The organism is Trinickia soli (assembly GCF_002879855.1).
GTDB lineage: Bacteria > Pseudomonadota > Gammaproteobacteria > Burkholderiales > Burkholderiaceae > Trinickia > Trinickia soli.
The window spans coordinates 111,912-134,913 of record NZ_PNYB01000012.1; the positions used below are offsets into that span (position 1 = coordinate 111,912).

Consider the following 23,002-nt stretch of genomic DNA (forward strand, 5'->3'; position numbering starts at 1 on the left):
AATCTGCGCTCGCCGCATGGTCAGCGCGTCACAGCGAGCTTCGGCGTGGGCACGGTGGTGCCGAACGAAGGCATCGACATCATGGCGTTCATCAATTTGACGAAGCTGCAGTCGCGCTGATCCTGCGCCCGATGTAGCAATCGAAGCGCCGGGGACAGAGAAGAAACGGCAAAACGATACCGCTGCTTGAACTCGCTGGCACGATCTCTAACGGAGGCATTATGCTGCCACGCCATCTTGAACTGCATCGTCTCGGATCCATGAACTGGTTGCGTGCCGCTGTATTGGGCGCCAATGATGGCATTGTCTCGACAGCGAGCCTTGTCGCCGGCGTGGCCTCGGCGCAAACGCCTCATGGAAGCGTCGTGCTCACGGCCGTGGCCGGCTTGGTGGCAGGGGCGATGTCGATGGCGACCGGAGAATATGTTTCTGTTTCCTCGCAAGCGGATACTGAAAAGGCCTCGCTCACCCAGGAGCAAGCCGAACTCAATGCCGACTTCCCGCGCGAACATCGAGAATTGACTGCCATCTACGTACGTCGCGGCCTGGATGTGTCGCTTGCCGAGCAGGTTGCCGAAAAGCTGATGGCGCACGACGCACTAGGGGCGCATGCGCGTGATGAGCTGGGCATTTCGAAGGCGACGTCTGCCCGGCCTCTTCAAGCCGCGCTGGCTTCTGCCTCCAGTTTTGCAGTTGGCGCCGCTTTGCCGGCTGTCGTTGCCGCGCTTGCGCCCGAATCAGTGCTGCTTCCAGCCATCATCCTCTCTGCTCTCGTTTCACTAGCCGCGCTAGGTGGCTTGGCCGCTAAAGCGGGCGGAGCGAAAGTCGGCCCGGGTGTCATCCGCGTCGTGTTCTGGAGTGCCCTCGCAATGGGCGTATCCTCAGGCGTCGGCGCGTTGTTTGGTGCGGTTGTCTGAAGCACCGGACGCAATCAGGAATTGAGCGAAGCGTCAGGTTGTTCTGAATAATCGCCGCGAATCTCGGCGGACGTGACTAGCGTGTCGCGGCGAGGTCTTTCGGCTCCGCCATGTACGGCTCGAACCCATACAGCCGCTCCGGGTTGTCCACCAGGATCGCCTGCCGCAGCGCCACGTCTCCGACCCACTCGCCGAACTGATCGGTGAGGTCGGTGTCGTCCGGCATCGGCACGGGAATCGACGGATGCGGCCAGTCCGTGCCCCAAACCAGTTGACGCGGATTCGCTTCGATCAGCGCGTCGACAAACGGCCGCATATCGTCGTAGGGCGTGGCTTGCAGGCCGGTGCTGCGATATGGGCCGGACAACTTCACCCACGCGAGCTCTTCGCGGACCAGTGCGAGCAGGTTCTGAAAGCCCGCGTCGCCGGTACCCTTGGCTGCCGGCACATGGCCCAGATGATCGAACACGGTCGGCACACGCAGCCGCTGCACGAGGCCAGGCAAGTCATCGATTGCCGACACGTCGGCGAGAAACTGCAGATGCCAGCCCAGTTCGCGGATGCGCTGGGCGAGCGTGTCCGCCGTGCCGATCGCGAGCCCTGCACCGAAGACCAGATTCACCCGCACGCCGCGCGCGCCGAGCCTGTGGTATTCGGCCAGTTCGGCATCCGTGACGGACGGTTCGAGCACGAGTACCGCGCGCATCGGCAATCGGCTCTCGGCCATCACTTGCAGACTGCGCCGGTTGTCCATGCCGTACGGACTCGGCTGGACGATCACCGAGCGGGCGATGCCGAACGTTTGGGCCAGTTGTTCATAGTCGGCGAGCGTGGCGTCGGGCGGCGTATAGCTGCGCCCCGGCGCGTACGGCCATGTGGTTTCCGGGCCGAAAACGTGAAAATGACAGTCCACCGTGCCGGGCGGAAAAGGCTGTTTCGGCGCACGTGAAAGAGGGCGTGCCGGATCGCATACCGGAATGGTCATGAGTGAAGCCTCCACCGCCAGAATCGTTGGCGTCCGCGGGTTCCAGTCCCACCGGACGTTGCGCGAATTGCGCGATTCGCGTGATTGAGAAAAAGATCCGGTCCGGGCGAACCCGGACCGAATCGTCGAGCCGCTTGCGCGGGGTGGCAACGCCAAGGGCGTTGATAGCGCTGATAAGGCGTCCCGCGCTTACGGCTTGACCGAAGCCACCACCTTGGTCAGCTTGAACAGATCGGCCGGCGCTTCGCAATGCTGGCAGTTCACGCCGGGAACGTTCGGTGCTTCCTTGATGATGTTGGCCGGCAGCGGCTGGATCGTCGCGCCCGGTGTCGGCGTGCCGTGCAGCGCTGACATCAGCGACAGCTCGGGAGTCAGCACAGGGTCGAACACCTCGGTGTTGAACGAATCAGGCACCTTGGTCGACGGGAACGCGTTACAGCCGTTAACGAAGGTATCGCCCGTGCATACCTTGACCTTGGCGGCCGGCACCCACGGCAATGGGTACTCGATGTTATGTACCGTGACTTTGCGCTTGCCGGTCAACTCTTCCATCATCAGCTTGAACGCGTAACCCGACACGTTGATCGGATCGCCCGAAGAAATGCCGTCGAGGCCGCGCTTCTTCAGATCCGCGTTCGCCAGCGCGAGACGGAAGCCGTTGGTGTTTTCGCCCGTCACCGGCACGAGCTTCTTCTGACCGCTCGCGAGCATCGCCGCGACGATGCCGTCCTCGCCGTTTTCACCGAAAATCGCATCGACGTCGGGGTGCGCGGCGAGCGCCTTGGCCGTTTCCTGCTGGGTCGTCTGGCTGTTCCACATGCCGTAGTATTCCGCGACGATCTTGATGCCCGGATACTTCTTGAACACGCTCATCGCGCCGTCGTAATTCATCTTGTCGACCGAGTTACCGGGCACGCCGCGATCGATGAACACGTTGCCCTTGCCGTTCAGTTTATTCACCAGCCATTGCGCGGTATTCGGCGCGAAACCGGCGGTGATGTAGCTGACCGTGCGCGCGCACGGTTCGGTCACCGTCGCGCTGTACGTGTACACCAGCACGTGTTTTTCGCACGCTTCGTGGATCGCACGGTTCAGGCCGGTCGAAGAGATCGGGAACGTGATGATGGCGTCGGCGCCCGCCGACACCATGCTCTGATACGCCGCTGCCTGCGCCTGCACGTCAGTGCCGGAGATGACCGTTTTCAGATCGACCAGCTTGTCGTACGGCGGAGTGGCGGCGAGCGCCTTGATCAGATTCGATGTTTCGGTCTGATAGCCGTTGCCGCTGTAGCTCATGCTCAGATACACCTTGTACTTCTTCTGCGGCGTCTGGGCCTGGGATGCAGTGATGGAGCCGGCCAGCACGGCGGCGGCGCCAAGCGCGAGAGCGCAGGTTTTAAAGGCTTTTCGATAGTTCATGTGTCCTCCTGATGCGTCGGGATGTCCCATTCTTTAGGGTTGTTTTCTACTACTTGAAGCACTGCGTTTGATGAGCAGCGCGAGGTCGTCGCGCAACAGCACCAGCGCGACGAAGATCACGACGCCGTAAATGATCGTGCGCCAGCCTTCGGCGATACCGAGCGACGAGACGATGGTCGACAGCGTGGTCAGCAGGACCGCGCCGGCGGCGGCGCCCAGATAGATGCCGCGGCCACCGACGATCGAGGTGCCGCCGATCACCGCCGCCGCTACCGACGGCAGCAGATAGCTTTGACCGAGCGTCAGCGTGACGCCACGCACGTAGCCGAGCATCAGGATGCCGGCGAGGCCCGCGCTCGCGCCGCTGATCGCATAGGTCGAGATGGTGAGCCGATGCACCGGCAGCGCGGCGACATACGCGGCGGTCGGATTGGTGCCGAGCGCGTAGAGCTTGCGCCCGAAGCTCGTGCGCATCTGAAGGAAGCAGCCGGCGGCGGTGCCGAGCACGATCAGATACAGGATCGGCGTGCCGAGCGGGGTGTTCGCGAACAGCGCGGACAACGCGGCCGACGGCTGGCCGGTCGGCGTTCCCTGAGTGAAGCCGAGCGTCACGCCGTACAGGATCACGCCCATCGCCAGCGTCATGATGAATGGCGGAATCTTGATGAGACTCACGCCGATGCCGCTGCACGCGCCGAGCGCCGCCGTGATGAGCAGAATCGCCGGCACACCCCAGGCGACGGCGGAATCTGCGCCGCCGACCCACTTGAACGCGAGCACGCCGCCGAGCGTCATCATCGAGGCGACGCTCAGGTCGAGGCCGCCGAGCAGGATCACCATCTGCTGGCCGAAGGCGACCACCATCAGGAAGCTCGATATCACAAGGATCGCCTTCATCTGAGCGAGGCTGCCGAAGTTCGGCCCGAGCACGCGCGAGGCGGCGATCAGCGCGAACGAAATCGCGAACAGCGCGATGGCGGTGCGCAGGTCGCGGTCGAGCCGGCTGAACCAGCCAGGTGCGGCGTCGCCGCCGCGCGTGTCGGCGGGCCGGCCGCCGGTCAATCGAGCCTGAGTCATGCGTGAACCTCCCCACGGGTGCTGATGCGCGCGAAGAACACCGCCACGACGACGGCGGCGATCATCACGACGCCCTGGAAAATGCCGGTATAGAACGACGACACGCCGGTAGAGAACAGCACCTTCTGCAGCAGCGTCAGCGTGAGCGCGCCGAGCAGCGAGCCGGCCACGCCGCCGCGGCCGCCCGAGAACGAGGTGCCGCCGAGCGCGATCGCGGCGAACACCAGCAGCAGATACGGTTCACCCGCGTTGGGCGTGCCGGTTGACGTGAGCGCGGTCAGCATGAAGCCGGCGAGGCCGTAGCACACGCCTGCGAGCATGTAGGCGATCAGCTTGACTCGCCTGACCGGCACGCCGGCCAGCACGGCGGCGGTTTCGTCGGCGCCGGTGGCATACAGGCCGACGCCCCAATCGGTGCGCCGCAGCACGCGCCAGATCGCATACGCTGCGACGGCGATGGCGAGCGACACCGGCACGATGCCGCGGATGCGGTCGGTCATCGTGTAGGTCATGAAGTCGGAGACGTTGCCGCCCGGCGCGTCGAGAATCAGCAGCGTGATGCCCGAGCAGACGATCATCGTGGCGAGCGTGAGCGCGATGGATTGCAGCTTCCAGTACGCGATCAGGTAGCCGTTGATCGCTCCGACGGCGGCGCCGGCCGCCATCGCGATTGCCGCGCCCTGCACGGCGCCCCACGGGCCGTCGCCGCCATGCACGGCGACCAGCACGTTGGTGAGTGACACCACGCCGGCGACCGACAGGTCGAAGCCGCGCGTCAACACGACCAGCGTGCCGCCGGCCGCCGCGAGCGCGAGCGGCAGGCTGTTATTGAGGATGTCGGTGAGCACCGAACCGCTCAGCGCATCGGCTTGCGTGGCTGCGAAGATCACCGTCAGCACCGCGAGGATCACGACGATGATGGTGGTGCCGTCGCCGAGCATGCGCCGGTACCACGAATCGGGGCGCAGCGCGTTCGACACGGAGGAGGACGAAGAAAAGGACGCAGGGTGGTTCATGCAGGGACTCCATGTCCGGCGGCGAGCGCGACGAGGCGTGGCTCGGACAGTTGGTCGCCCGATGCTTCGCCTGCGACGCGTCCGCCATAGACGACCACGCAACGGTCGACGAGGTGGATGAGTTCCGCCAGTTCAGTGGAATAGACTAGCGCCGCGCCGCCCTGTGCGACGAACTCGCGAATCAGGTCATAGATCACGGCTTTTGTGCCGACGTCGACACCGCGCGTCGGATCGAACAGTACGAGGTGCCGCGCGCCGGACATCAGCACGCGGCCAATCAGCGCCTTCTGCTGATTGCCGCCCGACAATGCGCCGATCTTCAGTTTCAGATAGCGGGTGGACAAGTCGACGCGCGCGGCTTCCTGGTCCACGGCGGCTTGCTCGCGCGCGCGGTTGACCACGCCGAAGCGTCCCAGCCGGCCGAGCACCGGCAGCGTCATGTTGCTGTCGGTGCGCAGTCCGAGGAATACGCCTTCGGTCTTGCGCTCTTCGGGCACGAAGCCGATGCCGGCATTCGCCGCGTCGGCGGGATTGGACAGGAGGACCGTCTTGCCGTCGATGCGGATCTCGCCGCCGCGTGCCGGCGTGAGCCCGGCCAGCATGCGGAACAGGTCGCGCTGGCCCTGGCCTTCAAGACCGGCGACACCGACGATCTCGCCCTTGCCGACGCTCAGTGTCATCGTCGCGACCGTGCCGCCGGACAGGTTGGTCACGCCGAACGCTTCGTCGCGGCGCTGGGCCGGCGCGCTGCGCGCCGCCTGCGTGTCGCGCGCGGCGGAGCCGACCATCATCTTGAAGATGCCCGCGTCGTCGATACCGGCGAGCGAGACGGTTTCGATGCTTTCCCCGTTGCGCAGCACGGTGCCGCGGCGGCACAACCGGCGCACTTCGGAGAGCCGGTGCGAGATGTACAGCACGGCGGTGCCGGCGGCGGTGATGCGCTCGAGAATGTCGAACAGCCAGGTGGGGTCGGACAGCGCCGCGGTCGGCTCGTCCAGCACCAGCAGCTTCGGGTGCCGGGCCACCGCACGCATGATCTCGACGCGCTGCTTCTCTGCCAGCGACAGCGAGCGCACATGCAGGCCCGGATGAATGTGGCTCAGCCCGTATTCGGCAAGCATCGCGGCGGCGCGTTCTTCGCTCGCCTTGACCGACACCAGGCCGATCCTGCCCTTCACCTGGCGCGGCAGCATCAGGTTTTCCGTCACGCTCAGATTGGGCAGGAGGCTCAGTTCCTGAAACGCGGTCGATACACCGGCCGCGCGCGCGGCCATCGGGTCGGCCGGCGCATAGGCGTGACCGTCGAGCGTGAGCGCGCCGCTGTCCGGTGTCACGATGCCCGACAGCACTTTCACGATGGTGGATTTGCCGGCGCCGTTCTCACCCAGCAGCGCGTGGATTTCGCCCGCTTCGATATCGAGCGACACGCGGCGCACCGCGATGGTCGCACCATACGCTTTGGCGATGCCCTGTAGATCGAGCCTCTTCGGCGTGCCCGCGGCCTGGGCGACAGCGTCAGCCATTGTAGACACCACCGTCGATGCTGAACGATTGCGCGGTCACGTAGGCCGATTCGTCGGCGGCCAGATAGACGAACAGCGGCGCGATTTCGTCGGAGCGGGCCTGACGGCCGAGCGGCACCAGCGCGGCGATTTTCCGCTGCTGCGCGTCGGCACCGCCCATGAAGTCGATCGCGGGCTGGTTGAAGGCGGTGTCGACCCAGCCGGGGCAGATCGCGTTCACGCGGATGTTGTCGGGTGCGAGTTCGAGCGCGAGCGCGGCGGTGAACGCCACTACCGCGCCTTTGGATGCCGAATAAGCGACCAGCCCCGGACCGCCGCGTTTGCCCGCCAGCGACGACATGTTGATAATCGAGCCCTTGCCCGATTGCCGCAGATACGGGATCGCATGCTTGGCGCCGAAGAAATGCGCGCGCGCGTTGACCGCGAACAGCGCGTCCCAGGCGGCCTGCTCGAAGCTGGCAATCGGTCCCGAGCGTTGCAGGCCCGCGTTCTGCGCCAGCACGTCGAGCCCGCCGAGCCATTGGACGCCGCGCGCGATCAGGTTCGCGACGCTCGCTTCGCTGGTGACGTCGACCTGAACGAAATGCGCGGCGTCGCCGAGCTCGTCGACCACTGCGCGGCCCGCTTCTTCAGCGAGATCGCCGATCACGATACGCGCGCCTTCCGCGATGAAACTGCGCGCTGCTTCCTTGCCGATGTTGCCGGTTGCGCCGGTGATGATGATGCGCTTGCCGGTGAGACGACCTGCCATGACGTACTCCTGAATGCAAAGGGTTACTGCTGGCGCGAACACGCGAGCAGGAAGCGTTCAAGCGCCGGATTGCACAGATCCGGCCGCTCCAAGGTGGGCATGTGCGCGGCGTTGGCGACCGTCAGCAACTGCGCGTCGGGGATGGCGCGCGCAATCTGTTCGAGCACCGGCAGCGGCGTGGACATGTCTTCCTCACCGGCGACGACCAGCGTCGGAACGGCGATGCGATTGAGCACAGCCGCCAGTTCCATATCGCGGATCGCGGCGGCGCTGCCCGCGTAGCCGTCGAGCGAGGTGCCGAGCACCATCGCGCGCATCTTCGCCATCAGCTCGGGCTGGTCGCGCTTGAATGCCGGGGTGACCCAGCGGTCCACAGTGGCTTCGGCGAGCGGCGCCACGCCGACCTCGCGGACTTCGCGCACACGGGCGTCCCATGCCGCCTTGGGCGCGTCGCTCGTGGTCGCGCACAGCGTCAGGCTCGCGAGACGCTCGCCATGCCATGCGCCGAGCTGCTGGCCGATCATGCCGCCCAGCGAGAGTCCGACATAGTGAGCCTTGCCGATGCCCAGATGGTCCAGCAGCGCGACGGCGTCCTGCGCCAGCAGCGCGAGCGAGTAGTCGCCCGGCGGGCCGCTCGAGCCGCCGTGGCCGCGAATGTCGTAGCTGAGCACGCTGAAGGAGCGTGCCAACACGTCCCATTGCGGTTCCCACATGGTCAGGTCCGCCGCGAGCCCGTGGCTCAGCATGACCACCGGCGCGTCGGCCTTGCCGACCAGCGTGTAGCGGGTCCGTATGCCGTTGGTGTCGGCCCTTCGATCCATGTCTCCCCATCCTGTTGAGCGTTCCATTCGGCGGCGTTCTGGACGCTCCGGAATTCGTGGGGAGTGAGTCTCTATTTTGTCGACAATTTTGTCAAAGATATTTGCGTCAAGGTAAACGCCAATATTGGCGGCGTTGCGGACGGGTAAAATGGGCGGCATAAAGCGGGGCGTGGCTGCGGGCTGCAGAGCGGGTGGTGGCGGCCGGCGAACGTCGTCAGGACAATTACAGAGGGAATGGGTTTGGTCACGAAAACCGACGCACAGGCGGCGCAACTGGTCGAAAGCATCAAGTCGGACATCATCGTTGGACGACTGCGGCCGCATCAGCGGCTGGTCGAAGAAGAGATCAGCGCGCAGTTCAATGTGTCGCGGCATGTGTCGCGGGCCGCGCTCGTGCATCTCGAACGGATGGGTTTGGTCACGCGCAGGCCGAATCGCGGCGTGATCGTGCGCGACTTTTCGCTGGAGCAGGTCGAGCAGATCTACGAGGTCAGAATGATCCTGCAGCGCGAAGCGGCCAGCCGCGTACCGATGCCGGCGCTGCCCGGCGCGCTCGCTGAAATCGAGGACATTCACGCGGAGTATTGCCGCGAACTCGACGCGGGCAATCTGTTGCAGGTCAATGTGCTGAACGACGCGTTTCACCGGCGTATCTGGGCGACCTGCCCGAATCAGTACCTGGCCGAGACGATCGAAAAGCTGTGGGTCGAGACCACCGGCATCCGCTGGTACGGCGTGGGGGATCCGCAGTTGCTGTCGCATTCGCGCGAGCATCACGCGACCATGATCGAGCAGTTGAAAAGCGGCGACCGCGCCGGTTTCGTCGCGCTCGCGGTCGACCACATCATGCCGCCGCTGGAAGCTTTCCGGCGCGCCCATCGCGCGAGCGCGCCCGGCAATCCCGCCACGCTGCAACGGGAGCGCACCGCCGGATGAAACCGACCTACGAAATTCTGGTGCAGGGCAATAACCTGCGCATGAAGCACGATTTCCTGGGCATCGCCAACGTCACGCTGATTCGCGCGCAGGAAGGCCTGATCCTGTTCGACACCGGCGGCTATATCTCGCGCCTCGGCCTGCTGAAGGCGCTGCGCGAGCGCGGCATTGCGCCGGCCGATATCAAGACGGTTTTCCTGTCGCATTTGCATTTCGATCATGCGCACAATGTCGATCTGTTCACGCATGCGCGCTTCGTGGTCAGCCAGCGCGAATGGGACTACGCGGCGCATCCGCATCCTGACGATTTGCTGCTGCCCTGGGGCATTCGCGAGCAGTTGTCGAAATCGAAGATCGAATTCATCAGCGGCGAAGGACAGCTCGATCACGGCGTTCACTTTTTCCCGGCGCCGGGACATACGCCGGGTTGCTATGGGCTTGAACTGGACACCGCGGACCGCGGCCGGGTGATCATCGCGGGCGACGCGATCAAGTACGCGAAGGAAGCGATTCTGAAGCGCTGTGATATGGCGTTCGATGAAATCGACGTCGGCACGCGTACGATCCAGCGGATTCTCGATCGCGCGGATCGGATTGTGCCGGGGCATTTCCCGGAGTTGATTCGTCAGGCGGACGGCAGCTTCGCGTGGGAAGATTCCGCGCCGTTTGAATTGCTGGTCCGCTGACGGCTGCGGCAGCCGCAGCGACGCCAGCACCGTCGACAGCAGCCGCAGCGCGCGCCGAGCGAGCGCGCGTTGCTTTGCGTCTGCGCAGACAAGCGCGCCGGATTCGACGGCCCGCTTGCTGCGCACATACTGCCACCATTGCCCGCAACGTCCCCTTACATCTGCGCGCCGATCATCCACGGTACGAACTCATCGTCGCCGACACCCAGCGCTTCACTGCGGCTCTTTTCACCCGACGCCACCCGCAGGATCGCGTGGAAAATTTCCTCGCCCTTCTGCTGCACCGTCACGCTGCCTTCCATGATGTCGCCGCAGTTGATGTCCATGTCGTCGCGCATGCGATTGAACATGCCGGTGTTGGTGGCGAGCTTGATCGACGGTGCGGGTTTCGCGCCGAAACATGAACCGCGGCCGGTGGTGAACACCACCAGATTCGCGCCGCTCGCGATCTGACCTGTGGCGCCCATCGGATCGTAGCCCGGCGCATCCATGAAAACGAGGCCATGCGTATCGACCGGTTCGGCGTAGCGATACACGCCCATCAACGGCGTCGAGCCGCTCTTCGCCACCGCGCCGAGCGATTTTTCAAGAATCGTCGTCAGGCCGCCTGTTTTATTGCCCGGCGTCGGATTGTTGTCGATGCTGCCTTTCTCGCGCTGCGCGTAGTCCTCCCACCAGTGGATCCGCTCGACGATCTTCTCGCCGACTTCGCGCGAAATCGCGCGCCGGGTCAACAGATGTTCGGCGCCGTAAATTTCAGGGGTTTCGCTCAGGATCGCGGTGCCGCCGTGCTGCACCAGCAGATCGACGGCCGCGCCGAGCGCCGGGTTGGCGGTAATGCCCGAATAGCCGTCCGAGCCGCCGCATTGCAGCGCGATGCTCAGGTGCGATATCGGCAGCGGTTCGCGTTCGACGCGGTTGGCCTGCGGCAGCATTGCGTTGATCGCGGCGATCGCGGCATCGATGGTTTTTTGCGTACCGCCGAGTTCCTGCATGACGAGCGGCACGATCATCGGCCCGCTTTCCACGTTCTCCGCGACGAACAGCGCGCCCATCTGGTTCGCTTCGCAACCCAGGCCGATCACCAGCACGCCCGCGAAATTCGCGTGCTTCACGTAGCCGCCAATCGTGCGGCGCAACTGCTGGATGCCTTCGCCGTTGTGATCGATGCAGCAGCCGAAGCTGTGCGTGATCGGCACGATGCCGTCGACATTCGGATAGGCATCGAGCGCGCCGGGCGCGGCGAAATGTTGCGCGACGCGTTTGCTGACCGTGGCGGAGCAGTTGACCGTGCTGACCACGCCGATGTAATTGCGCGTGGCGACCCGGCCGTCGGCGCGGCGAAAACCCTGGAACGTCAACGGCTGCGCGACCTCGCTGACAGGCTTCACGTCGCTGCTGAACGCGTAGTCGCGGTCGAACGTGCCAATCGACACGTTGTGCGTATGGACGTGGTCGCCCGGTGCGATGGCCTGCGTGGCGAAGCCGATGATCTGGCCGTAGCGGCGCAGCGCTTCGCCCGGTGCGATCGGGCGCAACGCGATCTTGTGCGCGGCAGGAATGTCGCCGCGCGCGACGAGTCCGCCGAATTCATCGAGCGCCGTGCCGTTGGCGATTGCGCTGCGCGCGATGGCTACGTCGTCGGTGTCGTGCAGTTTAAGGGCGCGTGAAAGCGGGGTCATGATCGTCCTCCATGTTCGAACGAATAGCTCTTGTGGGGCGCCAGTCGGCACGTGTGTCGTGCGTGCGTGTATCGGCTGCGGCAATGGTGGGATAATCGCGGACAATTGGGAAATTGGTCAGGCCACCGAACGCTTCCGGAGACATCATGGCACTGTCTGGCACCACGCAAAACGCGCTTGCCCGGGTCGTCAAGGAATTGGAAGGGCGCATCCTGGAGGCCAATTGGCGAGGCGAAACGCGCCTGCCCTCGGAGCGCGAACTCGCGGCGCAATTCGGTACCTCGCGGGCGACGGTGCGCGAGGCGATACAGCGTCTGGCCGCGCGGGGGTTGCTGGAAACGCGGCGCGGCAGCGGGCTGTTCGTCAGTGCGCAGCAACCTGCGCGGCTCAGCGCGCCGTGGCTGCAGCTGATCGCGGAAAATCCGCCGGTTCGTGAAGACACGCTGGAGTTCCGGCTGGTGTTCGAGTGCGCCGCCGCGCGCTTCGCCGCGCAACGCGCGACGCCGAATGAACTGACGGACATGGAGTCGATTCTCGAGCGCATGCGTCACGCGGTGTACGGCCACGATGTCGAGGCCGAGGCGCAAGCCGACGCCGAATTTCACGCGGTGCTGGCGGTCGCATCGCATAACCTGATGCTCAGCCATTTCTACGCCAGCGTGATCACGCTGCTACGCGAGCACATCACCAACAATACCTACGAAGCGTCGCGCATTCAGGTCGATGCGAATGATTTGGCATTGATGCGGCTGGACCAGCACACGGCGATTTTTCGTGCTATCCGCACGCACCGGCCCGATGCGGCGTTCCGAGCGATGCATGCGCACATCGCCTTCGTCGGCAAGCAGTTCCAGGGGTGAAGAGGCGTCGCGCCGTACGACGCGCAGCGGTGGGTTGAGTTGTGCCGCATTGCATTGCGGCAAATCTATCTGTCGGACTTTAGCGGCGCCAGGCTCTGCTCGTACGCCATTGCTTCCTCGATTAGCCACGCCTCGAAAGCCGCCAACTGCGGCGATCGCGAACTGACCTGCGAGCAAGCCAGATAATAAGCGCCCGGCGTGGACACCTGCAGGTCGAACGGCGCGACCAGCCGTCCGTTGCGCAAGTCATCTTCTATCAGGGCCCGCACCGCAATGACCACGCCGAGCTTATCGAGCGCGCCTTGATACGCCAGCGCGGCGTTATCGAAGTTGATGCTGCCGTGGTTTTCCAGCTCGGTGATGCCGGCTTCCACCAGCCAGCGCGACCAGTCCATCGGCCGGTGCCGCGATGACAGCAGCGCGTAATTCGCGAGATCTTTCGGCAGTTTCAACGGCCGCTCCTGCACCGGCAGCAACGGGCTGCACACGGGCATCAGCACTTCGCCGAGCAGGCGGCGCTGACTCGTATCGTTGGGCGGGAACGGGTGCGAGTGAACCGACAGATCGACGTCTTCGCGGCGGAAATTGGCCGGCTCATGCGAAGTAAAAATCTGGATCTCGATCTTCGGGTGCCGCGTCTGAAAATGCTTCAGCCGCGGCACCAGCCAGCGCATCGCGAAGGTGGGCGGCAGTTTGAGACGCAGCACGGAACCGTCCGCTTCATCGCGTGCTTCGCGGGTCGCGTAGTCGATCTGATCGAACACGCTGCTGAGCGCGCGAATGTAAGTTTCGCCCTTGCGCGTGAGTTCGATGCCGCGATGCGTGCGCAGGAAAAGCTGTACGCCGAGCCAGTCTTCAAGCAGAGAGACATGACGGCTGACCGCGCCCTGGGTCACCAGCAGTTCCTTCGCGGCGCCAGTGAAACTCGAGTAGCGGCCTGACGCTTCGAAGGCACGCAATGCATTGAGCGGAGGCAGTTTTCGTCGCATGTTTGGCATGACATTTTCTCATGCCGCCCATGATATATCGGTCGTTGCGAAGGACCTAGAACTACCTAATCATCGTCTCACTTGCGCAAGGTGGTGCGCACGAGTGCCGGCCACCGCGCCAACCGACGGAGACAATGAAGTGAACGCAACGACGCGAGCGTCCCAAACGCTCTTCGACAAGATCTGGCACGCGCATCACGTGGTGGAGCGCGAAGACGGACAGAGTCTGCTCTACGTAGATAGTCATTTCCTGCAGGACGGCTCGGCGCCCGCCTTCGAAATGCTGCGCCGGCGCGGCTTGAAAGCGCATGCGCCGCAGCGTGGTTTTGCGACGCCCGATCACTACGTGCCCACTCACAGCCGCGACCTCGCGAATATCTCCGACCCTGAAAAACGCGCGATGGCCAATGCGTTGCGCGACGACAGCGCGAGCCTGGGCATCACCTTCTTCGGAATCGACGACGTGCGCCAAGGCATCGTGCATGTGGTCGCGCCGGAACAGGGCTTGAGCCGGCCGGGCATGCTGATCGTGTGCGGCGACAGTCATACGTCGACCCACGGCGCGGTCGGCGCGCTCGCCTTTGGCATCGGCGCATCCGAAGTTGCGCATGTGCTGGCGACGCAATCGCTCTGGCAGCGCAAGCCGAAGGCGTTGCGCATCGTGCTCGACGGCAAGCTTGCAGCGGGCGTCGGCGCGAAAGACGTGATCCTCGCGATCATCGCCAGAATCGGCGCGGGCGGCGCCACCGGCCATGTGATCGAATACGCGGGCCCGGTGATCGCCGGCCTGTCGATGGAAGGGCGCTTTACGGTCTGCAATATGTCGATCGAGGCAGGCGCCCGCGCGGGCATGATCGCGCCCGACGACACCACCTTCAACTATCTCGCCGGCCGGCCGTTTGCGCCGACCGGTGCGCAGTGGGACAGCGAACTCGCGCGCTGGCGCACGCTGGCATCGGACCCGGATGCATCGTTCGACAAGGAAATCTCGATCGACGTCAGCACGCTCCGGCCGATGGTGACCTGGGGCAACAGTCCCGAGGACGCACTGCCGATCGACGGCTGCGTGCCGGACCCCGTCACCGCACCGAATGCGGAGCGCCGCGCCACGATGCAGCGCGCCATGGACTACATGGGCCTGACGCCCGGCATGCGGCTCGAAGGTTTGAAGATCGATCGCGCGTTCATCGGGTCATGCACCAATGGCCGGATCGAGGATCTGAAGACAGCGGCCGCGGTCGTGAAAGGCCGCAAGGTTGCGCAGTCGGTCGAGGCATGGGTCGTACCGGGCTCGGGGCTCGTCAAGCAGGAGGCGGAATCGCTGGGTCTGGACCGGGTCTTCAAGGAAGCGGGCTTTCAATGGCGTGAAGCGGGCTGCTCGATGTGTCTGGGCACCAATGGCGACACGATGGCGCCGGGGCAACGCAGCGCCTCGACGACCAATCGCAACTTCGTCGGCCGTCAGGGCCCGGGCTCGCGCACCCATCTCATGAGTCCCGCGATGGTTGCCGCCGCCGCGTTGAGCGGCTGTCTTGCGGATGTCAGGCCTTTGCTGGATCAGGATAAATAATGGAAAAATTTGTTCACCTGGACGCGGTGGCGCTACCGATTGCGCAATCCAATTTCGATACCGATCAGATCCTGCCCGCGCGCTATTTGCAAAAGCCGCGTTCGGACGATTTTGGCACCTATCTGTTTCGCGACCTGCGATACCGCGCGGACGGCACGGAGAACGAGCACTTCGTATTGAACGCACCCGCTTACCGGCCGGCGCGCATCGTGGTCGCGAATGAGAACTTCGCGTGCGGCTCGTCGCGCGAACATGCGGTGTGGGCGCTGTTCGACTACGGCGTGCGCGCGGTAATCGCGCCGAGCGTGGGCGATATCTTTGCGTCGAACGCATCGAAGAACGGCTTGCTGATCGTGCTGCTGCCGGCTCAGGACGTGGCCGCGATCATCCGTAAGCTCGAAGCGCAGCCCGGTCTGCACGTGAGCGTCGACCTTGATGCGCAGATTGTCTCCACGCCCGACGGCGTGTCGCATCACTTCGACATCGATCCTTACCAGAAGCGCTGTCTGCAGGACGGACTCGACGAACTCGGCTACACGCTGACCCAACTCGACCGGATCGAAGCGTTCGAGCGCGACTACGCGTATTGACGGACCGGTTGCACGTTTCACTCATTGTCATACTCAAGGACAGGACATGAAAATTGCCGTACTCGCAGGTGATGGAATCGGAAAGGAAGTCACCGCGGAAGCGTTGAAGGTGTTGCAGGCGGTCGTGCCGAAAACCGTGGTGCTGGAAGTCAGCCATGCGCCGATCGGCGGCGCCGGGGTGGAAGCCGCGGGTGACCCGCTGCCTGCCGCGACGCTCGAACTGGCGCGCCGCTCGGACGCGATTCTGTTCGGTGCCGCCGGTGAGCCGGGCGACGAAAAACTTCCGTTCGACATGCGGCCCGGTGCGAGTCTGCTGCGCTTGCGCAAGGCGCTCGGTCTGTTCGCGAACTTCCGTCCGGCCTTTCTGTTTCCCGAACTCGCGGATGCTTCGAGCCTGAAGCGCGAGATCGTCGACGGTCTGGACCTGATGATCCTGCGCGAGCTGACCGGCGACCTGTATTTCGGCGAACCGCGCGGCGTCACGCCTGAAGACGGCGAGCGCGTCGGCATCAATACGATGCGCTATTCGGAAAGCGAAGTGCGCCGCATCGGCCATGCGGCGTTTCGTGCCGCGCGTCTGCGTAATCGCAAGGTCTGTTCGGTCGACAAGGCGAACGTGCTCGAGGCCATGCAGCTGTGGCGTGAAGTGATGACGGACGTCGGCAAGGAATATCCGGACGTCGAGCTGACGCATATGTTCGTCGATGCCGCCGCGATGCTGCTGATGCGCAATCCGCGCCAGTTCGACGTGATAGTAACCGGCAACGTGTTCGGCGACATTCTCTCGGATGCCGCTGCGATGTTGACCGGTTCGATCGGCATGTTGCCCTCGGGTTCGCTCGGCAGCGGCACGCTGGGTCTCTATGAGCCCGTGCATGGCACGGCGCCGGACATCGCAGGCAAAGACATCGCGAATCCGCTGGCCGCGATTCTCTCGGTCGAGATGATGATGCGTCTGTCGTTCGATCTGCCCGAGGCGGCGGACCGCATCCGGCGTGCAGTGAGCAGCGTCCTGGCCGAGGGCTACCGCACGGCGGATATCTATCAGCCCGGTACGCGCAAGGTTGGAACCCGTGAGATGGGCGAGGCGGTACTCGCCGCGCTTCGTTGAGCGCGGCCGGGTAGCAACCCGGATAGACGCGCTTGGCCCATCGCCGGGCGCGCGCCCTGATTCCCCAAAATAACCACGGTGGCGACAGCACGCCGTGCGGAGACAAAGATGACAGACCTCTACGCCGATACGACGTTGACCGTCGCGGACAGTTACGCCGGCCAAGTGGCGGCGCGCCTCGACCGGCTTCCCTTCACCCGCACCCTGTGGCGGTTGGTGTTCCTGATTTCCATTGGGGGCATCTTCGAACTTTACGACCTCTTCATGACGGCCTACATCGCCCCGGGCCTGGTGCGAAGCGGGTTGTTCACCAGCGGCTCGGTGGGGTTCTTCAGTATCAACGGTATAGGCTTCTTTGTCTTTTGCACGTTTGCCGGGATGTGGCTCGGCTGCATGGTGTTCGGCTCGGTGGCGGACCGGCTCGGCCGCCGCTCGATGTTCACCTTTTCGCTGATCTGGTATTCACTGGCCACCGCCGTGATGGCGTGTCAGACCTCGTCGGCCGGCATCGATCTGTGCCGCTTCATTGCCGCGATCGGCGTGGGACTCGAACAGGTCACGATCGATACGTTCCTCACCGAACTGGTTCCGCCGCAAGGGCGCGGCAAGGCATTCGCGTTCTATCAGTTCATCGAATTCCTGATCGTGCCGGTGGTGGCGCTGCTCGGCTGGCTGCTGGTGCCGATCAGCCCGTTTGGTATCGACGGCTGGCGCTGGGTGGCGATGATCGCCGCCGTGGGCGCGGTGGCCGCCTGGGTCTTGCGGCAAGGGTTGCCTGAGAGTCCGCGCTGGCTGGCGCTGCATGGTCACAATGACAAGGCCGAGGAGATCATGCGCGATCTCGAAACGAAGATCGCCCGCGATGCCGGGGTTGCTGCATTGCCGCCGGCGCCGGCGTCCGAAGCGGTGGTCGGCGACGGCAAGTTCTCCGAGCTGTTCCAGGCGCCGTACGGCAAACGCACGCTCGTGCTGTCGGTGTTCAACCTCGCGCAGACGATCGCCTTTTACGGCTTCGGCGCATGGGTGCCGACGCTGCTGATCTCGAAGGGCATTCACGTCACCACCAGTTTGCAGTACGCGTTCATCATCGCGCTGGCGAATCCGGTGGGCCCGCTGCTCGGCATCTGGATCGCGGACAAGATGGAGCGCAAGTGGCAGATCGTATCGGCGGGCGTGGGGATCGGCATTTTCATGCTGTTCTTCGCCAAGCAGACCGACCCGGCGTGGATCATCGGCTTCGGCGTGCTCGTCACGTTGTTCAATAACTGGATTTCGTTCGTCTTTCACGGTTTTCAGGCGGAGCAGTATCCGACCCGCATCCGCGCACGCGCAATCGGTTTTGTCTATTCATGGAGCCGCGTGAGCGCGGCGCTGGCGGGCTTGCTGATCGGCTTCTTCCTGCATGCGGGTGGCACGATGGGCGTTGCGCTGTTCATCGGCGCGGCGATGCTGGTGATGATCGTGGCGGTCGGCGTATTCGGGCCGCGTACGCTCCATCGCAGTCTGGAGGAGCTGTCGCAATGACCGCGGCACTGCGCAGCATCGACACGGAGCGCCGGCCGGCTGGCGCTCAGGAAGCATTGCGCTTCGAGGGCGTGAGCTGCACATTCCCCGGCAACGACGGTCGTGGCAGTACGTACACGGCTGTCAGCGACGTCAACCTCACAGTGCGCAACGGCGAATTTCTCTCGGTGGTCGGCCCGACGGGTTGCGGCAAGTCGACGCTGCTCAACGTCGCGGCCGGGCTCATTCGCCCTTCGTCGGGCACGTTGAGCGTATTCGGCAAGCCGCTCGATCAGGGGCTCAACACGCAGGCGTCATATCTGTTCCAGGTCGATGCGCTCATGCCGTGGAAAACCGCCCAGGACAATATCGCCGCCGGCCTGATTTTTCATGGCAGGCGCAAGGCGGAAGCGCTCGGCATCGCGCGTGACTGGCTGGTGCGGGTCGGCCTCGATGGACACGGCGACAAGTACCCGCATCAGATGTCCGGCGGCATGAGAAAGCGCGCCGGCCTCGCGCAGGCACTCGCGCTCGACCCGCGCATATTGCTGATGGACGAACCGTTCAGCGCGCTCGATATCCAGACCCGCCAGCTGATGGAAGATGAATTGCTGCGGCTCTGGTCCACGGATCGCAAGTCGGTGGTGTTCGTCACACACGATCTGGAAGAGGCGATCTCGTTGTCCGATCGCGTGATTGTCATGTCTGCGGGTCCGGCAACCCGGCCGATCGCCGAATTCGAAATCGATCTGCAGCGTCCGCGTGAAGTGTCGGAAATCCGCATGACCCAGCGGTTTCTGCAATTGCATGCGCAAATCTGGCAGGTGCTCCGAGGGGAGGTATTAAAAAGCTATGCGCGCAATCGTCCTTGATCACCGGAACCGGCTCGCGGTTAGCATCACCCGATGCCTGTTGCTGGGCGGTTTCATCGCGTTGTGGTGGGCGCTGACCGGCAGCGGGCTCATTTCGCCGTTTTTCTTCGGCGATCCGGTCGGCGTGACGCGCCGGATGATGGGCTGGTTCGTCACCGGCTCGGTGTACACGCATCTTTACACGACACTGATCGAAACCATTCTGGCGTTTTTTATCGGCACGGCATTGGGTCTCGCGTGCGGGTTGTGGCTCGCTTTGAATCCCTTTCTTGCGGTCGTCACCGATCCTTTCATCAAGGCGTTCAACTCGATGCCACGGCTGATTTTCGCGCCGATCTTCGCCCTGTGGTTCGGCTTGGGCATCTGGTCGAAAGTGGCGCTTGGCGTCACGCTGGTTTTCTTTGTCGTGTTCTTCAACGTATTCCAGGGCGTGCGTGAAGTCAGCCCGGCGGTGCTGGCGAATACCCGCATGCTCGGCGCGAATTCACGGCAGTTGATGCGTCATGTCTATCTGCCGTCCGCGATGAGCTGGGTTTTTTCCAGCCTGCACAACGCGGTCGGGATTGCGTTTGTGGGCAGCGTGGTGGGCGAGTACCTGGGGTCGGAGAAGGGCGTGGGTTATCTGATTTTGCTGGCCGAGGGCGTGTTCGACATCAACTCGGTGATCGCTGGCATTTTGCTGCTCACCGTGTTTGCGCTGGTGCTCGATACGACTGTTTCGATGTTCGAAGATCACTTCATGCGCTGGCAACCATCCGGCGGGCAGACAGTGAGCAGCCACGCCTGAATGGCTTGAATTTTCCGAGTCGCATTTTCGGCCCGGCAAACAAGTCCTTGAATTGAATTCATTTCATTTCGTCACTCATAGGAAAGAACATCTTGCAAACCAATGCCATCGATTTGACTGGCCGCGTTGCGGTCGTGACCGGCGGTGCTCAGGGCATCGGCCTGAGCGTCGGTCACCGCCTGCTTGCGTCCGGCGCGAAGCTGGTGATCTGGGACATCAACGAAGCACGTCTTGCGGAAGCCAAAGCCGAACTCAGCGCATGCGGCGATGTCGCCGTGCATACCGAACAGGTCGACATCGCGGATTACGGCAGCATCGAAGCCGCTGTCGCCGGCACGCTTCGCGCGATGCGCCGCATCGATATTCTGATAAACAACGCGGCAATCGTCGGCCCGAACGCGACGCTTGCCAACTATCCGCTGGACGACTGGCGTCAGGTGATCGACGTCGACGTGAACGGCACGTTCTACTGCTGCCGCGCGGTGATTCCGGTGATGACCGAGCAGAAGTACGGCCGCATCGTGAACGTGGCGTCGATTGCGGGCAAGGAGGGCAATCCGAATGCGTCGGCATATAGCACGGCCAAGGCCGCGGTGATCGCAATGACAAAATCCCTCGGCAAGGAAGTCGCGATGCACGACATCGCGGTGAACTGCGTGACGCCTGCGGTGGCGCGCACGCCCGGCGCGATGGAGCAGGCGCCCGAACATATCGCGTACATGCTGGGCAAGATTCCGCGCGGCCGCTTCCTGGAATTGAACGAAGCCGCTGCGATGATCGCATGGCTCGTAAGCGAGGAAAACTCGTTTACCACCGGCGCGGTGTTCGATCTTTCCGGTGGCCGGGCCACTTACTGAGGCACCGGCCAGGAGAAACGCAATGCGCGTGGCCGATCGATCTCGCGGCAAACACGGCGTCAATGCGGTTCAACCTCTATACACTTTCCATTGGATTCAATATGAAGCTACTTCGTTACGGCCCGAGCGGCCAGGAAAAGCCTGGACTGCTCGATGCGCAAGGCCGTATCAGAGACCTGTCCCAGCATGTGGCGGACCTCGGCGGCGATGCGTTGCTGCCCGAGAGCATCGCACGGCTGAAGGCGCTCGATCCGTCGACACTGCCCGAGGTCGAAGGCAGTCCACGTCTCGGTGCTTGCGTCGCGGGGACCGGCAAGTTCATCTGCATCGGACTCAACTACTCCGATCACGCGGCGGAAACCGGCGCGACCGTGCCGCCCGAGCCGATCATTTTCATGAAAGCGACCAGCGCAATTGTCGGACCCAATGACGCCATCGAAATACCGCGCCGATCGGAGAAGACCGACTGGGAAGTCGAATTGGGCGTGGTGATCGGCAAGACTGCGAAATACGTCGGCGAACACGAGGCGATGGCGCACGTGGCCGGGTATTGCGTGATCAACGACGTGTCGGAACGTGCATTCCAGGCCGAGCGCCAGGGCCAGTGGACCAAAGGGAAATCTGCCGATACTTTCGGGCCGACCGGTCCGTGGCTCGTCACGCCCGATGAGATCGCCGATCCGCAGGCCTTGCCCATGTGGCTGGAAGTCAATGGCCACCGCTATCAGAACGGCAGCACCGCGACCATGGTGTACGGCGTGCGATACCTCGTGTCGTATCTGTCGCAATTCATGTCGCTTCAGCCAGGCGACATCATCTCCACCGGCACGCCGCCGGGTGTCGGGCTGGGACAGAAGCCGCCGGTGTATCTGAAACGCGGCGATGTCGTGACGCTGGGCATTCAAGGGCTCGGCTCGCAGCGTCAGGAAGTCGTGCAGGCTTGATCGTCGTCGTCGGCCGGCGCGGTCCCATGATGGGTGCGATGGGACCTGCGCTGTTCTCCCCGTGTTGAGGAGCTGGACATTCATGAAGCGTCTTTATACCCCCGCGATAGTATTGACAATGTCGCTGGCATTCACCGCCTGCGTCGACGCGAATGCGCAATCCGCGCCTGAGCAGCCGAAGCTCCATCTCGCCGCGGCCGGCGTCGGTTTTCCCTATCTGCCGTTCTTGATCGCCAGCAGCCGGGGTTATTTCAAACAGCAGGGTCTCGATGTCGAAATCGGTGTCTACAGTGGCGGCGCCAAGGCATTGCAGGCGCTGCTGGGCGGCAGCGCCGACATCGTCGCGGGCGCGTACTCGAATACGATCACGATGGCCGCTAAGGGGCAGCAGCTCGTGTCGTTCGTCACCCAGGCGGTGTGCCCCGGTTTTGTTTTTGGCGTGACCAAGGCGAGTCACGACAAGATCAGGACCTATGCCGACCTGAAGGGCAAGCGGATCGGCGTGAGTTCGCCGGGTTCGAGTTTTCACATGGGCGTGAACTACCTGTTGAGCCGGGCCGGCCTCAAGCCCGAGGACGTGTCGATCATCGGTGTGGGGTCGTCTTCCGGCGCAATTGCCGCGGCGCGCAGCGGCCAGGTAGACGCGTTGATGACGAATGATCCCGTGGCAACGGTGTTGCAGGACAGCGGCGATATGTTCCCGCTCGCGGAAATGCGTAACGAAAAGGAGACGCAAGCCACGTTGGGCGGCAACTATCCGGAGGCGAGCATTTACGCCACACGGGACTTCGTCGAGAAAAACCCGAAGACCGTTCAGGCGATTGCGAACGCGATGGTGGCGGCGGAAAAATGGATGGCGGCCGCCACGCCGCAGCAGGTTGCCGAGGCGGTGCCGCCTCAGTATGCGGTGGCTGACAAGGCCGTATTCGTGCAGGCTTATACCAACATGCACCAATGTTTGTCGCACGATGGCCTGATGGCCGCCGACGCGCCGAAGACGGTGCGTAGCGTGCTGGCCGCGTTCGACGCCGACGTGGCGAAGGCGAATATCGACCTGGCCACGACCTATGACAACAGCTACGTCCTGCGAGCCGATAAACACTGAG

22 protein-coding genes and 1 pseudogene are annotated in these 23,002 nt (G+C 63.7%); 14 read left to right on the forward strand and 9 right to left on the reverse strand.

Going from position 1 to position 23,002, the window contains the following annotated elements:
- Together C0Z19_RS29175 and C0Z19_RS15570 are read left to right on the forward strand one after the other, a co-directional pair.
- Positions 1-120 (forward strand): annotated as a pseudogene (locus tag C0Z19_RS29175) (sensor domain-containing diguanylate cyclase); the annotation flags it as partial.
- Positions 121-221: 101 nt separating this feature from the next.
- Complete coding sequence (locus C0Z19_RS15570; RefSeq protein WP_102610728.1) at positions 222-917, forward strand: VIT1/CCC1 transporter family protein; 696 nt, start codon at positions 222-224, stop codon at positions 915-917.
- Positions 918-993: 76 nt separating this feature from the next.
- On the opposite strand, the gene C0Z19_RS15575 is transcribed toward C0Z19_RS15570, so the two are convergent.
- The 7 genes from C0Z19_RS15575 to pcaD form a co-directional block, all read right to left on the reverse strand.
- Positions 994-1,902 carry an amidohydrolase family protein gene (locus C0Z19_RS15575; protein ID WP_102610729.1) on the reverse strand — a complete coding sequence of 303 codons (909 nt, stop codon included), beginning with the start codon at positions 1,900-1,902 and terminating at the stop codon, positions 994-996.
- Between the two features lie 189 nt (positions 1,903-2,091).
- Positions 2,092-3,321, reverse strand: a complete 1,230-nt coding sequence (locus C0Z19_RS15580; protein ID WP_102610730.1) for a sugar ABC transporter substrate-binding protein — start codon at positions 3,319-3,321, stop codon at positions 2,092-2,094.
- Positions 3,322-3,354: 33 nt separating this feature from the next.
- Complete coding sequence (locus tag C0Z19_RS15585; protein WP_233196157.1) at positions 3,355-4,383, reverse strand: ABC transporter permease; 1,029 nt, start codon at positions 4,381-4,383, stop codon at positions 3,355-3,357.
- An 11-nt stretch (positions 4,384-4,394) separates the two neighbouring features.
- Positions 4,395-5,414 carry an ABC transporter permease gene (locus C0Z19_RS15590; RefSeq protein WP_102610732.1) on the reverse strand — a complete coding sequence of 340 codons (1,020 nt, stop codon included), beginning with the start codon at positions 5,412-5,414 and terminating at the stop codon, positions 4,395-4,397.
- Positions 5,411-6,937 carry a sugar ABC transporter ATP-binding protein gene (locus C0Z19_RS15595; RefSeq protein WP_102610733.1) on the reverse strand — a complete coding sequence of 509 codons (1,527 nt, stop codon included), beginning with the start codon at positions 6,935-6,937 and terminating at the stop codon, positions 5,411-5,413. The genes C0Z19_RS15590 and C0Z19_RS15595 overlap by 4 nt, the downstream gene beginning before the upstream one ends.
- Positions 6,930-7,688: an SDR family NAD(P)-dependent oxidoreductase gene (locus tag C0Z19_RS15600; protein ID WP_102610734.1), complete on the reverse strand. Its 759-nt coding sequence runs from the start codon at positions 7,686-7,688 to the stop codon at positions 6,930-6,932. Before C0Z19_RS15600 ends, C0Z19_RS15595 begins: the two co-directional genes overlap by 8 nt.
- A 23-nt stretch (positions 7,689-7,711) precedes the next feature.
- Positions 7,712-8,509 (reverse strand): 3-oxoadipate enol-lactonase, encoded by a 798-nt coding sequence (pcaD, locus tag C0Z19_RS15605; protein ID WP_102610735.1) that lies wholly within the window; start codon positions 8,507-8,509, stop codon positions 7,712-7,714.
- A gap of 240 nt (positions 8,510-8,749) precedes the next feature.
- Here pcaD and C0Z19_RS15610 point away from each other — a divergent pair, with 240 nt between their 5' ends.
- Positions 8,750-9,445 (forward strand): GntR family transcriptional regulator, encoded by a 696-nt coding sequence (locus tag C0Z19_RS15610; RefSeq protein ID WP_102610817.1) that lies wholly within the window; start codon positions 8,750-8,752, stop codon positions 9,443-9,445.
- A complete protein-coding gene (locus C0Z19_RS15615) occupies positions 9,442-10,131 on the forward strand; it encodes an MBL fold metallo-hydrolase (protein ID WP_102610736.1) in 690 nt (229 codons plus the stop codon). The genes C0Z19_RS15610 and C0Z19_RS15615 overlap by 4 nt, the downstream gene beginning before the upstream one ends.
- Positions 10,132-10,286: 155 nt before the next feature.
- Here the strand turns inward: C0Z19_RS15615 and C0Z19_RS15620 are convergent, their stop codons facing one another.
- The gene (locus tag C0Z19_RS15620) at positions 10,287-11,813 is read right to left on the reverse strand and encodes a UxaA family hydrolase (protein ID WP_102610737.1); all 1,527 of its coding nucleotides are present in this window, start codon (positions 11,811-11,813) and stop codon (positions 10,287-10,289) included.
- A gap of 146 nt (positions 11,814-11,959) precedes the next feature.
- Between C0Z19_RS15620 and C0Z19_RS15625 the strand changes: the two genes are divergently transcribed.
- Positions 11,960-12,673 carry a FadR/GntR family transcriptional regulator gene (locus C0Z19_RS15625; protein ID WP_102610738.1) on the forward strand — a complete coding sequence of 238 codons (714 nt, stop codon included), beginning with the start codon at positions 11,960-11,962 and terminating at the stop codon, positions 12,671-12,673.
- Between the two features lie 65 nt (positions 12,674-12,738).
- On the opposite strand, the gene gcvA is transcribed toward C0Z19_RS15625, so the two are convergent.
- Positions 12,739-13,671, reverse strand: coding sequence for a transcriptional regulator GcvA (gene gcvA / locus C0Z19_RS15630; RefSeq protein ID WP_102610739.1), 933 nt, complete (start codon positions 13,669-13,671; stop codon positions 12,739-12,741).
- Between gcvA and leuC the strand changes: the two genes are divergently transcribed.
- The 9 genes from leuC to C0Z19_RS15675 all read left to right on the forward strand — a co-directional run bounded on the left by leuC (position 13,670) and on the right by C0Z19_RS15675 (position 23,001).
- Positions 13,670-15,232 (forward strand): 3-isopropylmalate dehydratase large subunit, encoded by a 1,563-nt coding sequence (leuC, locus tag C0Z19_RS15635; RefSeq protein ID WP_102610818.1) that lies wholly within the window; start codon positions 13,670-13,672, stop codon positions 15,230-15,232. The genes gcvA and leuC overlap by 2 nt on opposite strands.
- Positions 15,232-15,822 carry a 3-isopropylmalate dehydratase small subunit gene (leuD, locus tag C0Z19_RS15640; protein WP_102610740.1) on the forward strand — a complete coding sequence of 197 codons (591 nt, stop codon included), beginning with the start codon at positions 15,232-15,234 and terminating at the stop codon, positions 15,820-15,822. The genes leuC and leuD overlap by 1 nt, the downstream gene beginning before the upstream one ends.
- Before the next feature lie 46 nt (positions 15,823-15,868).
- Complete coding sequence (gene leuB / locus C0Z19_RS15645; RefSeq protein ID WP_102610741.1) at positions 15,869-16,933, forward strand: 3-isopropylmalate dehydrogenase; 1,065 nt, start codon at positions 15,869-15,871, stop codon at positions 16,931-16,933.
- 108 nt (positions 16,934-17,041) lie between these two features.
- Positions 17,042-18,457 carry an MFS transporter gene (locus C0Z19_RS15650; protein ID WP_102610819.1) on the forward strand — a complete coding sequence of 472 codons (1,416 nt, stop codon included), beginning with the start codon at positions 17,042-17,044 and terminating at the stop codon, positions 18,455-18,457.
- Positions 18,454-19,308: an ABC transporter ATP-binding protein gene (locus C0Z19_RS15655; protein ID WP_102610742.1), complete on the forward strand. Its 855-nt coding sequence runs from the start codon at positions 18,454-18,456 to the stop codon at positions 19,306-19,308. The genes C0Z19_RS15650 and C0Z19_RS15655 overlap by 4 nt, the downstream gene beginning before the upstream one ends.
- Positions 19,289-20,095 carry an ABC transporter permease gene (locus C0Z19_RS15660; RefSeq protein WP_102610743.1) on the forward strand — a complete coding sequence of 269 codons (807 nt, stop codon included), beginning with the start codon at positions 19,289-19,291 and terminating at the stop codon, positions 20,093-20,095. The genes C0Z19_RS15655 and C0Z19_RS15660 overlap by 20 nt, the downstream gene beginning before the upstream one ends.
- A gap of 92 nt (positions 20,096-20,187) precedes the next feature.
- Complete coding sequence (locus tag C0Z19_RS15665; RefSeq protein WP_102610744.1) at positions 20,188-20,952, forward strand: SDR family NAD(P)-dependent oxidoreductase; 765 nt, start codon at positions 20,188-20,190, stop codon at positions 20,950-20,952.
- 101 nt (positions 20,953-21,053) lie between these two features.
- Positions 21,054-21,896, forward strand: a complete 843-nt coding sequence (locus C0Z19_RS15670; RefSeq protein ID WP_102610820.1) for a fumarylacetoacetate hydrolase family protein — start codon at positions 21,054-21,056, stop codon at positions 21,894-21,896.
- 82 nt (positions 21,897-21,978) lie between these two features.
- Entirely contained in the window at positions 21,979-23,001 is a 1,023-nt protein-coding gene (locus C0Z19_RS15675; protein ID WP_102610745.1) for an ABC transporter substrate-binding protein, read from the forward strand.
- The last annotated feature ends 1 nt before the right edge of the window (position 23,002 follow it).

Excerpts from the sequence above, each read along its gene's own strand:
- C0Z19_RS15670 (WP_102610820.1), top strand. The coding sequence starts at position 21,054 with ATGAAGCTACTTCGTTACGGCCCGAGCGGCCAGGAAAAGCCTGGACTG.
- C0Z19_RS15660 (WP_102610743.1), top strand. The coding sequence starts at position 19,289 with ATGCGCGCAATCGTCCTTGATCACCGGAACCGGCTCGCGGTTAGCATC.
- C0Z19_RS15650 (WP_102610819.1), top strand. The coding sequence starts at position 17,042 with ATGACAGACCTCTACGCCGATACGACGTTGACCGTCGCGGACAGTTAC.
- C0Z19_RS15655 (WP_102610742.1), top strand. The coding sequence starts at position 18,454 with ATGACCGCGGCACTGCGCAGCATCGACACGGAGCGCCGGCCGGCTGGC.
- leuD (WP_102610740.1), top strand. The coding sequence starts at position 15,232 with ATGGAAAAATTTGTTCACCTGGACGCGGTGGCGCTACCGATTGCGCAA.
- C0Z19_RS15600 (WP_102610734.1), bottom strand. The coding sequence starts at position 7,688 with ATGGCAGGTCGTCTCACCGGCAAGCGCATCATCATCACCGGCGCAACC.
- C0Z19_RS15675 (WP_102610745.1), top strand. The coding sequence starts at position 21,979 with ATGAAGCGTCTTTATACCCCCGCGATAGTATTGACAATGTCGCTGGCA.
- C0Z19_RS15575 (WP_102610729.1), bottom strand. The coding sequence starts at position 1,902 with ATGACCATTCCGGTATGCGATCCGGCACGCCCTCTTTCACGTGCGCCG.
- leuB (WP_102610741.1), top strand. The coding sequence starts at position 15,869 with ATGAAAATTGCCGTACTCGCAGGTGATGGAATCGGAAAGGAAGTCACC.
- gcvA (WP_102610739.1), bottom strand. The coding sequence starts at position 13,671 with ATGCCAAACATGCGACGAAAACTGCCTCCGCTCAATGCATTGCGTGCC.
- C0Z19_RS15595 (WP_102610733.1), bottom strand. The coding sequence starts at position 6,937 with ATGGCTGACGCTGTCGCCCAGGCCGCGGGCACGCCGAAGAGGCTCGAT.
- C0Z19_RS15570 (WP_102610728.1), top strand. The coding sequence starts at position 222 with ATGCTGCCACGCCATCTTGAACTGCATCGTCTCGGATCCATGAACTGG.
- C0Z19_RS15615 (WP_102610736.1), top strand. The coding sequence starts at position 9,442 with ATGAAACCGACCTACGAAATTCTGGTGCAGGGCAATAACCTGCGCATG.
- C0Z19_RS15625 (WP_102610738.1), top strand. The coding sequence starts at position 11,960 with ATGGCACTGTCTGGCACCACGCAAAACGCGCTTGCCCGGGTCGTCAAG.
- leuC (WP_102610818.1), top strand. The coding sequence starts at position 13,670 with ATGACATTTTCTCATGCCGCCCATGATATATCGGTCGTTGCGAAGGAC.
- C0Z19_RS15620 (WP_102610737.1), bottom strand. The coding sequence starts at position 11,813 with ATGACCCCGCTTTCACGCGCCCTTAAACTGCACGACACCGACGACGTA.
- C0Z19_RS15580 (WP_102610730.1), bottom strand. The coding sequence starts at position 3,321 with ATGAACTATCGAAAAGCCTTTAAAACCTGCGCTCTCGCGCTTGGCGCC.
- C0Z19_RS15590 (WP_102610732.1), bottom strand. The coding sequence starts at position 5,414 with ATGAACCACCCTGCGTCCTTTTCTTCGTCCTCCTCCGTGTCGAACGCG.
- pcaD (WP_102610735.1), bottom strand. The coding sequence starts at position 8,509 with ATGGATCGAAGGGCCGACACCAACGGCATACGGACCCGCTACACGCTG.